This is a genomic window from Aeromonas sp. 55A (assembly GCF_051919665.1).
GTDB lineage: Bacteria > Pseudomonadota > Gammaproteobacteria > Enterobacterales > Aeromonadaceae > Aeromonas > Aeromonas veronii.
Genome location: NZ_JBQBEH010000008.1, coordinates 4,124,077 through 4,139,039 on the forward strand (window position 1 = coordinate 4,124,077; position 14,963 = coordinate 4,139,039).

Annotated in this window: 10 protein-coding genes; 2 read left to right on the plus strand and 8 right to left on the minus strand. The window is 62.4% G+C overall.

All coding sequences use genetic code 11. The annotated features are described in order from the left end of the window. Nucleotides 1-11: 11 nt before the first annotated feature. The 3 genes from nifJ to ACTG2G_RS22900 all read right to left on the minus strand — a co-directional run bounded on the left by nifJ (nt 12) and on the right by ACTG2G_RS22900 (nt 6,159). Nucleotides 12-3,587: a pyruvate:ferredoxin (flavodoxin) oxidoreductase gene (nifJ, locus tag ACTG2G_RS22890; RefSeq protein ID WP_439985865.1), complete on the minus strand. Its 3,576-nt coding sequence runs from the start codon at nt 3,585-3,587 to the stop codon at nt 12-14. Next, complete coding sequence (locus ACTG2G_RS22895; protein WP_257124646.1) at nt 3,584-5,230, minus strand: NAD(P)-binding protein; 1,647 nt, start codon at nt 5,228-5,230, stop codon at nt 3,584-3,586. Before ACTG2G_RS22895 ends, nifJ begins: the two co-directional genes overlap by 4 nt. A 176-nt stretch (nt 5,231-5,406) precedes the next feature. Next, the gene (locus ACTG2G_RS22900) at nt 5,407-6,159 is read right to left on the minus strand and encodes a substrate-binding periplasmic protein (RefSeq protein WP_115544057.1); all 753 of its coding nucleotides are present in this window, start codon (nt 6,157-6,159) and stop codon (nt 5,407-5,409) included. A gap of 77 nt (nt 6,160-6,236) precedes the next feature. Between ACTG2G_RS22900 and ACTG2G_RS22905 the strand changes: the two genes are divergently transcribed. Continuing rightward, entirely contained in the window at nt 6,237-8,087 is a 1,851-nt protein-coding gene (locus ACTG2G_RS22905; protein ID WP_257124645.1) for a hybrid-cluster NAD(P)-dependent oxidoreductase, read from the plus strand. Between the two features lie 224 nt (nt 8,088-8,311). Next, nucleotides 8,312-10,024 (plus strand): methyl-accepting chemotaxis protein, encoded by a 1,713-nt coding sequence (locus ACTG2G_RS22910; protein ID WP_439985867.1) that lies wholly within the window; start codon nt 8,312-8,314, stop codon nt 10,022-10,024. 77 nt (nt 10,025-10,101) lie between these two features. Here the strand turns inward: ACTG2G_RS22910 and htpX are convergent, their stop codons facing one another. The 5 genes from htpX to bioB form a co-directional block, all read right to left on the minus strand. After that, entirely contained in the window at nt 10,102-10,974 is an 873-nt protein-coding gene (gene htpX / locus ACTG2G_RS22915) for a protease HtpX (RefSeq protein WP_005337890.1), read from the minus strand. 113 nt (nt 10,975-11,087) lie between these two features. Next, nucleotides 11,088-11,765 (minus strand): dethiobiotin synthase, encoded by a 678-nt coding sequence (gene bioD / locus ACTG2G_RS22920; protein WP_005337893.1) that lies wholly within the window; start codon nt 11,763-11,765, stop codon nt 11,088-11,090. A 60-nt stretch (nt 11,766-11,825) separates the two neighbouring features. Continuing rightward, on the minus strand, nt 11,826-12,641 hold the full coding sequence (gene bioC, locus ACTG2G_RS22925; protein WP_439985868.1) for a malonyl-ACP O-methyltransferase BioC: 816 nt from the start codon (nt 12,639-12,641) through the stop codon (nt 11,826-11,828). Further along, complete coding sequence (gene bioF, locus ACTG2G_RS22930; protein ID WP_439985869.1) at nt 12,634-13,830, minus strand: 8-amino-7-oxononanoate synthase; 1,197 nt, start codon at nt 13,828-13,830, stop codon at nt 12,634-12,636. The genes bioC and bioF overlap by 8 nt, the downstream gene beginning before the upstream one ends. Next, nucleotides 13,827-14,915, minus strand: a complete 1,089-nt coding sequence (gene bioB / locus ACTG2G_RS22935) for a biotin synthase BioB (protein WP_439985870.1) — start codon at nt 14,913-14,915, stop codon at nt 13,827-13,829. The genes bioF and bioB overlap by 4 nt, the downstream gene beginning before the upstream one ends. Nucleotides 14,916-14,963 lie beyond the last annotated feature (48 nt).

Consider the following 14,963-nt stretch of genomic DNA (forward strand, 5'->3'; position numbering starts at 1 on the left):
TCACCCTATCCTCACACCGGCGGATGGAAATGGCTGGCTTCGCGGGTGGCCATCTCCTCGTAGGTGGCCCACTTCTGCCACGCCACTTTTTGCGCTACCAGCATCAGCCGCTCGGCCTCCTCCGGATGGCTCTGGGCCAGCACCCGATAACGGGTCTCCTCCTGGCGGTATTCAGCGAGGGGGATGGAGGGGCGCAGGCTGTCGAGACTGAAAGGGTTCTGCCCCGATCTGCGCAATACCGGGTTGTAGCGCATCAGCGGCCAGTGACCGGAGGCCACGGCCCGTTTTTGCTGGGTCAGACCAAACTCCATATCGATGCCGTGGGCGATACAGTGGCTGTAGGCGATGATAAGCGACGGGCCCGGATAGGCTTCGGCCTCACGCAAGGCCTGCAGCGCCTGCTGCGGGTTGGCCCCGAAGGCGATGCGGGCAACATAGACGTTGCCGTAGGAGATGGCCTGCAACGCCACATCCTTCTTGGCCAGCGTCTTGCCCCCTGCCGCGAACTTGGCGACGGCACCGAGCGGGGTCGATTTCGACATCTGGCCGCCGGTGTTGGAGTAGACCTCGGTATCCATCACCAGCACGTTCACATCGCGCCCGGAGGCGAGCACATGATCGAGCCCCGATGAGCCGATGTCATAGGCCCAGCCATCGCCGCCGATGATCCAGACCGAGCGGCGTACCAGCTGATCGATAAGCGACAGCAGCTCGCGAGCCTTGCCGGATTTCACCTCTTCCAGCCGCTCCCGCACTTGCGCCACCCGGGTGCGCTGGGCGCGGATCTCCGACTCCAGCCGCTGCGGGGCATTGATAAGCGATTCGACCAGCGCCTCCCCCAGCTCCCCCTTCATCGCTTCGAGGGCCGCCACCGCTTGACCGTGATGCTGATCGGCGGTGAGACGAAAACCAAAGCCAAACTCGGCGTTGTCCTCAAACAGGGAGTTCGACCAGGCTGGCCCCTTCCCTTCGCCGTTCTTGGCCCAAGGGGTGGTCGGCAGGTTGCCGCCATAGATGGAGGAGCAACCGGTGGCGTTGGCCACCAGCATGCGATCGCCAAACAGCTGGGTCAGCAGCTTGAGATAGGGGGTCTCGCCACAGCCGGCGCAGGCACCGGAGAACTCGAACAAGGGTTCGAGGAACTGGGCACCGCGCACCGTGGAGAAATCCACCCGCTCGCGGGCAGGCCAGGGCAGGCTCTCGAACCAGCGCAGCGCCTGTTTCTGGCCAGCCAGATGGGGCGCCTTGTCCATCATGGTGATGGCACGCTCGCCCTCGTGTTCCTCATCGGCCCCGACCCGCACCGGACAGGCCTGCACACACTGACCGCAGCCGGTGCAATCTTCCGGATAGAGCTGCAATGTGTAGCGGCTATCGGGGAAGCCCTTGGCGGTGATGGGCACCGACTGGGCCGCCTCGGGGGCGGTCGCCAGCCAGTCCTGATGGTAGAACTTGGCCCGCAGCGCCGCGTGGGGGCAGACAAAGACACAGTTGCCACACTGGATGCAGATGTCCGAGTGCCAGATCGGGATCTCGCGGGCGATATCCCGCTTCTCGAAGCGACTGGTGGCGGTGGGATAAGTGCCATCCACCGGCAACATGGAGACCGGAATAAGATCGCCGCGCCCCGCCAGCATCTCGCCAGTGACCCGCTGGACAAACTCGCTGCCACCCGGTGCCAGTGGCAACGGATAGTCGCTGATCTGCTCGTCACCGGCCGGGATGGCCACCTTGCTCAAGTGAGCCAGGGTATCGTCCACCGCCGCGAAGTTGCGCGCCACCACCTCGGGTCCCTTGCGGGCATAACTCTTCTCGATGCTCTCCTTGATCAGCGCAATCGCTTCGTCCCGCGGCAAGATGCCAGCCAACGCGAAGAAGCAGGTCTGCATAATGGTGTTGATGCGATTGCCCATGCCGTTTTGCTCGGCCACCCGATCCCCATCGATGCAGTAGAGCTGGATATTGAGAGCGCGAACACGGGCGCGCAGCCGCTCGGGTAGCTGGCCCCACACCTTGTCCGCCTCATAGGGAGCATTTAGCAGCAGGGTCGCCCCTTCTGCGGCGTGTTCCAGCAGATCGACCGATTCAACAAAGCCCCACTGGTGGCAGCCGATAAAGCTCGCCTGCTCGATAAGCCAGGGGGCGTCGATGGGCTCGGGGCCAAAGCGCAGGTGGGAGACGGTGCGCGAGCCCGACTTCTTGGAGTCGTAGACGAAGTAGCCCTGGGCGTGGAACCCCTCCAGCTCGCCGATGATCTTGATGCTGTTCTTGTTGGCACCGACTGTGCCGTCGGCACCGAGGCCGAAGAAGAGCGCCCGCACCCGGCTGGCGGGCTCCAAATCGCCTATGGGGTGCCAGGCCAGACTGAGGCCCGACACATCATCGACGATCCCCACGGTAAAGCGCGGGCGCGGCGCATCTGATGCCAGCTCCTCGAACACCGCCGCGCACATGGCAGGGGTGAACTCTTTGGAGGAGAGGCCGTAACGGCCGCCACTGAGCCACGGCAACCGCTTGATAAGGCCGCGCTGCAAGCCGTCGATCAGCGCGCTCTGCACATCCAGCAGCAGCGGCTCGCCACCGGCGCCCGGCTCCTTGGTGCGATCCAGCACCGCCATGCGCCGCACGCTCTCGGGCAACGCATCGAGCAGCGCCTGTACCGGGAAGGGGCGATAGAGGCGAATGACCAGTACCCCGGTCTTGCGATCCTGCCGGTTGAGCCAATCCACTGTGGTGCGGGCGGTGGCCGCCCCCGAGCCCATCAGCACGATGACGTCGGTGGCATCGGTTGCGCCGTGATACTCCACCAGCCGGTAGTGGCGACCGGTCAGCTCGCCGAGATTGTCCATACACTGCTGCACCCGCGCCGGTACCGCTTCGTAGAAGGGGTTGACGCTCTCGCGGGACTGGAAATAGGTATCCGGGTTCTGGGCGGTGCCGCGCATCACCGGATGATCCGGGTTCAGCGCCCGGGCACGGTGGGCCCGTACCCAGTCGTTGTCGATAAGGGCGCGAATTTCATCCCGATGCAGGGCGGTGATCTTGTTCACCTCATGGGAGGTACGAAAGCCGTCGAAGAAGTGGATAAAGGGCACCCGGCACTGCAGGGTGACGCTGTGAGCGACCAAGGCCAGGTCCTGCGCCTCCTGCACCGAGCCGGAGGCGAGCATGGCAAAGCCGGTGCTGCGCGCCGCCATCACGTCCTGATGGTCGCCAAAAATCGACAGCCCCTGCGCCGCCAGCGAACGGGCCGCCACATGGAACACCGCCGAGGTCAGCTCACCGGCGATCTTGTACATGTTGGGCAGCATCAGCATCAACCCCTGGCTGGCGGTGAAGGTGGTGGCGAGCGCCCCCGCCTGCAGGGCGCCGTGTACCGTGCCGGCCGCCCCCCCTTCACTCTGCATCTCCACCACTGTGGGGATGTTGCCCCACAGGTTGGTCTGCCCCTCTGCCGCCCAAGCATCGGCCAGTTCGGCCATAGTCGAGCTCGGGGTAATGGGGTAGATGGCACACACTTCACTCAGCTGGTAGGCCACCCGGGCCGCGGCTTCGTTACCGTCGACCATGATCAGTTCATGTTTCATAGGGACTCCTCCGGTTGGCGCAGCTCGATGGCGTGACAAGGGCACTGATCATGACAGGCACCGCAGCCGGTGCAGCGCTCGGCATCCACCTGATAGCCTTTGCCCGGCCCCAGCTTGGCTATGGCCTGCTCGGGGCAACTGCCATAGCAGCCGTCGCACTCGAAGCAGTTGCCGCAGGAGTAGCAGCGCGCCGCCTCGTAGCGGGCGGCCACCTCATCCAGCCCGCCGATGATCTCGCCAAAGTCATCCCGCGCCCACGCCGGTTTGACCGGCTGACTGCTGGCGGGCGCGTAGGTCTGGAACCAGAGTTGCAACTGCTCCGGCCCCACCAGCGGGTAGGAGAGCGGTTTGTGGTAGTGGCGACCGCGCAGCCAGGCATCCATATGGCGTGCCGCCTTCTTGCCGTGGCCGGTGGCAATGGTAACGGTGCGCTCGGAGGGCACCATGTCGCCGCCCGCAAATAGCCCCGGCACATCCGTCATCAGGTTGCCCGCCACCTGTACGACCCCCTCCTTGTTGACCCGCACGCCGGGAATACTCTCCAGCACGCTCAAGTCCACCTCTTGGCCCAGCGCCAGAATAAGGGAGTCCGCTTCGAGGGTTTCAAACTTGCCGGTGGGCACCGGCTTGCCCTCGGCATCCAGCGCCATCACCTCCACTTCGATATTGGTGCTATCGAGCTGGCGGATAGTGCGCAGCCAGTTGATCTTGATCCCCTCCTCCTCGGCCTCGTCGGCTTCAAAGGCGTGGGCCGGCATATGGTCCCGGTCGCGGCGGTAGATGATCATTGCCTCTTCAACGCCCAAACGGCGGGCGGTACGGGCCGCATCCATAGCGGTATTGCCACCCCCATAAATCGCTACCCGCCGTCCCAGTTTGGGGGGCGGCAAGCCCTGCTCTTCGGCCAGACTGGCCTGCTCTAGGAAACTCACCGCATCGAGGATCTTGCCCGCTTCCCGGGCCGGAATATCGACCCGCTTGGCCAGATGGGCGCCGATGGCCATAAAGACGGCGTCAAAGCCCCCCTCGTCGCGCTCGCGCAGCACATCCTCCACCTTGTGGTTGAGGGTCAGCGTCACTCCGGCCGCCACGATACGGGCTACCTCCCGATCCAGCACATCGCGGGGCAAACGGTAGGCGGGAATACCGAAACGCAGCATGCCGCCAGCAAGCGGCCCCGCTTCGCGGATCTCCACCTGATGGCCGAGCCGGTTGAGGTGCCAGGCGCAGGAGAGACCGGAGGGGCCAGCGCCAATTACCAGCACCTTCTTGCCGCTGGCAGGGGCAGGTGGCGCAGGCTGCCAGCCACGGGCCAGCGCCTCGTCGCCGAGGAAACGCTCGATGGCATGGATGGAGACGGATTCATCCACCTGCCCGCGATTGCAGGCGCTCTCGCAGGGGTGATAACAGACCCGGCCATGAATGGCGGGCAAAGGGTTCTCTTCGATCAGGGTCTGCCAGGCCGCCTCAAAACGGCCGGCCTGCGCCAAAGAGAGCCAGGCCTGGATATTTTCTCCAGCCGGGCAGGCGTGATTGCAGGGTGGCAGGGCCGGCCGCCAGACGGGTAGCCGGGTACGCACCGGGCCTGTTCCCGTTTTCAGGGAGAGATCCGGCAATGGGGTCATGTCCAGTTGTTTGCTCATACATTGCTTTCTTCTTTTTGTGTGACAGGCCCCACCCGATGGCGCTTGATACCGTGTAGCCGAAGCGGACGGTGGCCGGATGGGGAAGAAGCGAAAGCGTTAGAAACTGGGAACTGAGTCGATAATGGCCGCTTTTTTGTACTGATTAGCGAATCAGGATCAAAAAATGTTGCATTTTATGGTTCATAGAGACCAGAACGTGACTCAAGTAACATCTTCTCCAGCTGACCGCTGGCTTTCAGTTTGGCGAGCCCCCGATTGAAGGTTTTGATCAGCTCGTCAGCGTTGGCACGCTTGCGGCTGATCAGCAGGTGACCTTCAACTTTCATGACCGGTTTTGAATGGGTTGCAAAGAGATCGACCGTACTGGCCGGGTAGAACTGACGCAGGGAGTAGTAGCCGACATCGATGTTCTCCAGCGTCAGGTCGGCGCGGCCGGAGAGCAGCAGATCAAAGCTCTGGCGCAGCCGGGTGACGAACTGCACCTGCAGCGGCACCTGCGCGATGGCTGCAAAAAAATCTGCATTGTAGGTATAGCCACTGACCGCAGCCAGCTTGCGATCCGCCAGATCCTGATAGCCGTGCCATTCCAGCGGATCGGATTTGAGATAGAACCAGACGTAGGTCTCGCTCAGGATGGGATCGCTGTAGAGATGGGTTTTGCGCCGCTCGCTCGACTCATACCAGTGGACTGTGCCATCCACCACTCCCTCCTCCGACAAGCGAAAGGCCCGCTTCCAGGGAAGAAACTGGAACTTGACGCTCACCCCTTCACTCCTGAATGCCTCGCTCACCACATGAGGGATCAGCCCCTGATATTTCAGCGTCTCGGAGCAGTAAGGGGGATACTCTCCCGTGGTCAGGGTCAGCTCCTGCGCCCAGAGCCCGTGGCAAAAAAGGCTCCCCGCCAGCAACCAGCTTATTTTCATCCCGATGCCCTCTTGTTCTGTTTTCCCAACTATAGACCGCCCCCTTGAAAGGATTGCCGGATCGCCGGGGAACCGTTATGTTCCACTTTTTCCAGGCGATCACGCCGCGTCACAAGGATATGAAGATGCCCAGGCTAGACAGCATTCACCTCTACCCCATCAAATCGACTGCAGGTATGCCGCTGGCTCGCGCCCGGGTGACCGAAGAGGGACTGGCAGGGGATCGCCGCTACATGGTGGTCAAACCGGACGGCACCTTTATCACCGCCCGTACCCATCCCCAGCTGCAACAGGTCGTGGCCACCCCCATCGAAGGTGGCTTGCAACTGCGCTATCCGGGCTTTGAACCGCTCACCCTGCAAGAGGTCGACTTCAGCCGCGCCCCGCAAGCTACCGGAGTCTGGAGCGACCGTTTCACCGCCCTGCACACCGACCCCAAAGCCGATGGGTGGCTGAGCCGGGTGGCAGGGGAAACGGTGCAACTGCTCTGGCTGGGTGAAACCTCTGATCGCTTTCGTGAAAAGACCGGCACCCGGGTCAGCTTTGCCGACGGTTATCCGCTGCTGCTGATAAGCCAAGCCTCCCTTGAGGATCTCAATCTGCGCTCCGATGCGCTGCATCAGATGAGCCAGTTCCGCACCAATCTGGTGGCAAACAATACCCAGCCCTTCGAGGAGGACAGCTGGGTGCGCATCCGCATCGGTGAGGTGGAATTCAAGGTGGTCAAGCCCTGCAGCCGCTGCATCATGACCACGGTGGAAGCAGGCACCGATCGTTTCAACGCCCTGAAAGAGCCGCTGGCCACCCTCACCCGCTACCGCCGTGGCGAGGATGGCGAGGTCTACTTCGGCCAGAACCTGATCGCCCTGAACGAAGGGTGGATTGAGGCTGGCAGCGAGATCGAGGTGCTGGAGCGCACCAGACCGGTGGTCTATCCCGCCGCCGCACCGAAGAAGCGGGAGCTGGTCTGCGTGGCCCGCGAACCGCTGGCGCGGGATCTGGAGACCTTCTGGTTCGAAGCCGCCGATGGCGAGCCCCTGCCCGACTACCTGCCGGGCCAGCATCTGCCCATCAGTCTCGATATCAAAAATGAACGGATCCAGCGGCGCTATACCTTGAGCTCCACGCCAGATCATCCGGAGCGTTACAGCATCAGCGTCAAGAAGGTAGAGGGGGGTCGCATCTCCCACTGGCTGCACCAGCAACTGCAGGTGGGCGACCGGCTGCTGGCCGCCAACCCCGCTGGCGAGTTTCACTTAGGGTCCGAGCGCAACCTACTGTTGCTCTCCGCAGGCTCCGGCGTCACCCCCATGCTGGCGATAGCGCGCACCCTGGCGCTACGCGGGGAACTGGAAGAGGTTCACTTTATGCACCTGTGCCGCAGCGAAGCGGACATACCCGCCGCCAGCGAACTGCATGCCATGGCGCAGCAGGGGATGACCCTCACCCTGATCCTTAGCCAGCCAGATAGCCACTGGCAGGGGCTGCAAGGACGACTCAATGATGAGCATCTGCAACGGATCAAAGGGCTGGCCGAAAAAGAGGTCTTTATCTGTGGCCCCCACGGTTTTATGGCCGATGCTGCCGCCAAAGTTGCGGCCCTCGGCGTTCCGACCGCACGGATCAGACAGGAGAGTTTTGGCGGCGCCATTCTCTCGGTGGCCCGCCCCCATCAGGCGGTGCAACTGCGTATCGGCGCCCAAGCCTTTACCGGCAACAATCAGGGCACAGTGCTGGATCAGGCCAACAAGCAAGGTGTAGAGCTGCCATGGAGCTGCCGCGCCGGCATCTGCGGCAGTTGCAAACAGACGCTGATCTCGGGCGAGGTGGATCACCCCGACGCCCCCGCCATCACCGCCGCCGAGCGGGCAGAGGGCAAGATCCTTGCCTGCTGCGCCGTGCCGCTCACAGACATCGTCATCAAATAAGGTGATCGAGCCACGAAAAGGCTGGCTGGGCCCCGATCCTGGCCGACCTTTTCCCCCCTGTCGACCCGCGGTTCCTCCATTCTCGTCTCTTTCTCGCCCCGCCTGCGCAACCATGCCGACGATGACTTCTATACTCACAGCAATAACAACAAAACCCCTCCGACGTAGCGGCCTTTGCCGTCTGACCAAGGGGGTTACCCGGTGAGAATAAGGACGCTCAAACCATGGAACAGAACAAACCCGCCTTTCAACTCAACCTCTTGCTCTCCGTCATCACCCTGATCCTGCTGTCACTGGTGTTTTTCGCCTACAGCTGGGCGGGTAAACAACTGGAAGAGAGTTATCGACAACAATATCTCTCCTACCTGCTGGCCGACGAGCTGCGCCAATCCTCCGATGACCTGACCCGACTCGGTCGCACCTACGTCATCACCAAGGATCCAGCCTACGAGCAGCAGTACATGCGGATACTGGCCATTCGCAACGGCGAACAGCCGAGACCGGATGGCTACAACCGTATCTATTGGGATTTTGTCGCGGCCAACGGCCAGAATCCTCGCCCCGACAGCAATGTTCGCCGCGGCCTGATCGATCTGATGAAGGATGCCGGTTTCACCGATGCTGAACTCGCCAAGCTCAACGAGGCCAAAAACAACTCGGATGCGCTGGTCAACACCGAGGTCGCCGCCTTCAAGCTGGTGCAGCAGACCGATGGCGATCCGGTTGCCAACCAGCAAAAAGCCATCGCCATGATGCATGACAAAGCCTATCACCAGAACAAGGGGCGCATCATGTCCCCCATCGATGACTTCTACGTGATGATGGAGCAGCGCAACCATGAGGCAGTCGAGAGCGCCATCGCCAATACCGACATGCTGCGCTATCTCTTTATCGCCCTCGGTCTGGTGTTGATGTTCTTCCTCTGGCGCACCTATCGCTCCCTGCTCGATCTGGTGGGCACCTCGGTCGAGCAGCTCAAGACCGATCTCCATATGATGGCGGAAGGGGACTTCTCGCGCCCCATCAAGGTGCCGCCAGGATCGAAAGAGAGCCTGATCGGTCTGCTCGGCAGTATGCAGACCACCCTCAAGGGGATCATCGCCAAGGTCTCCCACTCCACCGAGGAGTTGTCCCACTCTGCCGACAGCATCGCCCAAATTGCCGAGCAGACCGCCCAGTTTGCCACCGATCAGCAAACCAGCACCCAGACCATGGCCGCCGCCATCGAGGAGCTGGTGGTGAGCATCAGCCACCTCTCCGACAACGCCACCCATGCCGACGAGCTGAGCAAGGTCTCCGCCAATACCCTGGAGGAGGGTTCGGGGGTCATTAAAGAGACTCTCGGCAGCATCGAGAATATCTCCACCACAGTGGGGGATGCGGCCAGCACCATTTCCGAGCTCAACGGCCATACCCAGCAGATTTCGGAGATCATCGGGGTGATCCGCGGCATCGCCGATCAGACCAACCTGCTGGCCCTCAACGCGGCCATCGAGGCGGCGCGGGCCGGTGAACAGGGTCGCGGCTTTGCGGTGGTGGCCGACGAGGTGCGCAATCTGGCCAGTCGCTCGGCGGCCTCAACCCAGCAGATCACCGGGATGATCAGCAAAATCCAGAGCGGGGCCGATGCCTCCATCCGCAGCATGGAGAACACGGTCAACAACGTCTCTCGCGGGGTCACGCTGGCCAACCAGACCGGCGAGGCGATCGCCAGCATCCAGAGCCACGCCTCCAACCTCACCGGCCTGATGGGGGAGATCAGCCACACCCTGCGCGAGCAGTCCACCGCAGCCAACGAGGTGGTCTCTACCGTCGGCAACATCACCTCCCTCTCCGAGCAATCGGGGGATGCCGCCCGCCACGTGTCCCAAGAGGCGGCCAAGCTCAAGCAGCTGTCACGGGTACTGCGCCAGGAGATGGGACACTTCAAGCTTTAAAGAACGCTGAAAAGCAAAACGGCTGCCCGAAGGCAGCCGTTTTTTATTCGGGGTGATCCCACGTCATTCAGTATCTATCAACCACGCAGGGCGGCGATACGCTGCTCGATGGGCGGGTGGCTCATGAACAGCTCGCTCATGGAGCGCTTGCCGTTGATGCCAAAGGCCATCATGGAGCCTTCCAGCTGCGGCTCGGCACCGCGGGAGAGGCGCTCAAGGGCGGCAATCATCTTGTCGCGACCGGCCAGCTTGGCGGCACCGGCATCGGCACGGAACTCACGCTGACGGCTGAACCACATGACGATGATAGAGGCCAGAATACCGAACAGCATCTCCAGCACGAACACGGTGATCATGTAAGCAAAACCGCCGGTGCTGCTGCTCTCTTCCTCGTTGTTGGAGCTGAAGAAGTTGCTGATCACGCCAGCCACGATACGGGCGAAGAACATCACGAAGGTGTTCACTACACCCTGGATCAGGGTCAGGGTCACCATGTCGCCATTGGCCACGTGGCTAACCTCGTGGGCCAGTACAGCTTCCGCCTCGTCACGGCTCATGCTGTAGAGCAGGCCGGAGGAGACCGCCACCAGCGAATCATCGCGGCGGGCGCCGGTCGCAAAGGCGTTCATCTCGGGAGAGTCGTAGATCCCCACTTCCGGCATCTTGATACCCGCTTCGCGGGCCTGACGGGCCACAGTACTCACCAGCCAGTGCTCGGTCTCGTTACGGGGTTGCTCGATGACCTGGACGCCATAGCTGCGCTTGGCCATCCACTTGGACATCAGCAAGGAGATAAAGGAACCCCCAAAACCGAACACGGCACAGAACACCAACAGCCCGGAAATGCTGGACTTGTTGATCCCCAGAACCGAGAACAGGATATTGAGTACCACCCCCAGCACCAGCATGACGGCCAGGTTGGTCACCAGGAATAGCATAATTCGCTTCATATAGACTCCTTGTGAAGATAAGGGACATGACCGGGGATCACTCGGGATCCCCACCTGATCATGTTAATGTCGACATTCTAGGGAGATTCGATGAATGTTCGCTGAATATGCCGTCAAAGTAGCGGCGAGATATCGAGACGCCCCTGCAAATCGGCTTCAAGCGGATTGTTTATAAACGGAATTTCGCCGAGGAAGGGGGCTGGCAGCAAGCCCCTCAGGGTGTCCAGATTTTCCTGATAATGGCTCATGGAACCATGGAGCCGATTAATTACCCACCCCGCTACCGGCAACTGATCATTGCGAATGGCGGCAAAGGTGAGCAGCGCATGGTTGAGGCAACCCAGCTTGGCCCCCACCACCATGATCACCGCCATGTTCTCCTGCTTGACCCAGTCCGACAGCAGATGCTTGCGATCGAGCGGCAGATACCAGCCCCCTGCCCCTTCCACTACCGCCAGTTCGGCCCCGGCCTGTTCAATCTTGCGTAGCCCCTCGCTCAACCCCTGCATGGTGATAGGCTGGCGCGCCTCGCTGGCGGCTATGTGGGGCGCAATCGGCGGCTCATAGGCGAACGGATTGACCACCTCATAGGGCAGCGGCAGACTCGCCGCCTCCTGCAACAGAACGGCATCCAGGTTGCGCAGCCCGTCCGGGGTGCGGGCACATCCGGCCGAGACCGGCTTGTAACCCGCGCACTTGATTCCCTGTGCGCTGAATTCGCGCAGCAGGGTGCGCGCCACCAGCGTCTTGCCCACATCGGTATCGGTGCCGGTGATAAAGAATGATTTCATACGGTTCTCTCCTTGGCAGGGAGTGGCACACTGCCCTGCACACACTGCGATTCCTGGCGCTCAGCGAGGCTTGCTGAGACGGCCGAGGCACACCCGATAACTGGCGACCAGCCTGCCATCGGGCTGGCGAAACGCCTCATACGCCTGAGCCAGCTGCTGCAATCTGGCGCGACCACTCAGACCGGCCGGGGCGGCACTCCCCTGATTGTCGTTGACCTGATTGGCCCCAATCCCCTTGAGATCGCGCAACAGCTGCGGCAATTCAAGATAGGCGAGATCCCAGGTGATACAACGCAGCTCGGGAGCAGATACCCCAGCGCTAGCCAGCGCCTGCTCCAATTGTGGCAGGCTGAGGAAGCGATTGACATGGGCGCGACCATCAAGCTGCTGCCAGGCGGCTCGCAACTGCCAGAGCGACTCATCGAGCAGGGTCGAGAAAAAGATCTGGCCGCCCGGTTTGACCACCCGCAGCAGCTCGCCGAAAGCCTGGGCCGGACGCTCGCACCACTGCAGCGCCAGACTGGAGAAAATCCAGTCGAACGCGTTATCGGCGAAAGGAAGCTGCTCCGCATCGCCGCAGAGCAGGCGAGCACCGCTGCCACGCAAGGCGGCCTGCGCCAGCATGCCGGGGGCGAGATCCAGCCCCACCAGCTGGTGACAACGGTTCGCCAGTTGGGGCAAGAAAAAGCCGGTGCCGCAGCCCAGATCCAGCCCACTCACCGTCAGATCAGTGCCAACCAGCCTGTCTGGCATCCATTCCAGCAGCGCCTGACCCACCTCCTGCTGAAAGCGGGCGTGGGCATCGTAATGACGAGCGGCGGCGCCGAAACGGCGAGCAAGCTGCGCCTTGTCCACCGTTTGAAAACGCTCAGTCATGGTGAGCCTCCCCAAGCGTTGTAACTGCAGGGCAGACCCCCAAGGCATCGAGCAAGCGATCCACATCCTGCTCGCGGTGAGCCGCGCTCAGGGTAATACGCAGCCGGGCCGTACCGACTGGCACCGTGGGCGGGCGAATGGCGCCAGCCCAGACACCGCGATCCCGCAGCCGCTCGGCCAGTTGCAAAGCAGCAACGCTCTCCCCCACCAGCAGCGGCTGGATGGGGGTGTTGCTCGCCCCAAGCTGCCAACCCAACGCCTGTGCCCCTTGCCGGAAGCGAGCGATCAGCTGGCCAAGATGGGCGCGGGCCTCATCGGCGGCACGTACCAGTTCGATACTCTTGCTGACCGCACAGGCCTGCGCGGCGGGCATATGGGTGCTGTAGACATAATGGCGGGCGAAGTTGACCAGATACTCCACCAGTTCGCGACTGCCGCCGACAAAGGCACCGGCAACCCCGAGCGCCTTGCCAAAAGTGCCCATCTGGATGTGTACGCTGGCAGGAGCAACCCCCTGCGCCGCCAGCGTGCCGCGCCCCTCGGGCCCCAGCACGCCGAGGCCGTGGGCATCGTCGATCATCAGCCAGTTGCCGCTCCGGGCTGCGATCGTTGCAAGCTCGCGCCAGGGGCCTTGATCCCCGTCCATACTGAACACCCCTTCCGAGACAATCAGTCCGCGATTGGGCTCAAGCTGCCGTTCAAGGGCCGCCATATCGTTGTGGGCAAAACGCTTCATCTTGCAAGGGAGCTGGCTGCCCATCTCCTGCAAAGAGGCGTGGTTGAGTTTGTCCTGCCACAGCAGGTGTTCCTTGCCGAGCAGGGCTTTGAGCACCGCCTGATTGGCGGCAAAACCGCAATTGAACAGCAGTACCGCCTCCACCCCGAGCCACTCGGCCAGGGTCTCCTCAAGCTCTTGGTGGGCACGGCTATAACCGGTCACCAGCGGCGAGGCGCCGGAGCCCGCACCATAGCGCTCAATCCCCGCGTTGAAGGCGGTCTTGATGGCGGGATGATCTGCCAGCCCCAGATAGTCGTTGGCGGAAAAATTGAGGTAGTCGCGCCCCGCAACCCTGAGCCGCCCGCCACTCGCCCCGTCGGTCGCGATGCGGCGACGCAGCAGACCCACCTGCTCGCGCTCGGCCAGCGCCGCGCCCAACCCAAAGGGGCCCGTTACTGCAGGGCCGTTCATGACCGAGCGCCCCCTGCACGGGGGCGGGTGGCGTCATAAAACATTTCGGCAGGTTCGCTCTGGCGGCTCACCTCGGCCAGCAGCTCCTCTTCTTGAACCTGATCCGGCTTCTGGGCCCGCTGAGCGGGGCGAATGCCGAGTCGCTTGAACAGCTGCATATCGCTGTTCTCGTCCGGGTTGGGGGTGGTCAGCAACTTGCAGCCATAGAAAATGGAGTTGGCCCCGGCCATAAAGCACATGGCCTGCATCTGCTCATTCATCTTCTCCCGCCCGGCGGAGAGGCGCACATGGGAGGCGGGCATCATGATCCGCGCCACGGCGATGGTGCGGATAAATTCAAATGGATCGAGGTTTTCCTGATCCTCCAGCGGCGTCCCCTTTACCTTGACCAGCATGTTGATGGGCACACTTTCGGGGTGGCGCGGCAGATTGGCGAGCGCCATCAACAGGCCCGCCCGATCTTTCGCCTGCTCGCCCATGCCGACGATACCACCGGAGCAGACCTTCATGCCGGCGCTGCGCACATGCTCCAGCGTATCGAGCCGATCCTGATAGGTGCGGGTGGAGATGATCTCGCCGTAAAACTCCGGCGAGGTGTCGAGGTTGTGGTTGTAGTAATCGAGCCCCGCGGCCCCCAGACGCGCCGCCTGATCGGCGGTGAGCATCCCTAGCGTCATGCAGGTCTCCATCCCCAGCCCGCGCACCTCCTCGATCATCCGGATGATGTAGGGCATGTCCTTCTCTTTGGGATTGCGCCAGGCGGCCCCCATGCAAAAGCGTGACGAGCCGTTGGCCTTCGCTTCGCGGGCCCGCTCCAGCACCTTTTCCACCTCCATCAGCCGCTCGGCCTCAAGACCGGTGTGGTAACGGGCGCTCTGGGGGCAGTATTTGCAATCTTCCGGGCAGGCGCCGGTCTTGATGGAGAGCAAAGTACTCACCTGCACTTCATTCGGGTCAAAGTGGGCGCGGTGGACGGTCTGGGCCTGAAACAGCAGATCGTTGAACGGCAGGGCAAACAGGGCCTGAACCTCGGCGAGGGTCCAGTCATGACGAAGGGCGTGACCGCCCGCGGTGAGAGCATTCATACATGGCTTCCGGTTGTTATTAGTGGGATCCTGCGCCCGCCATCTTGG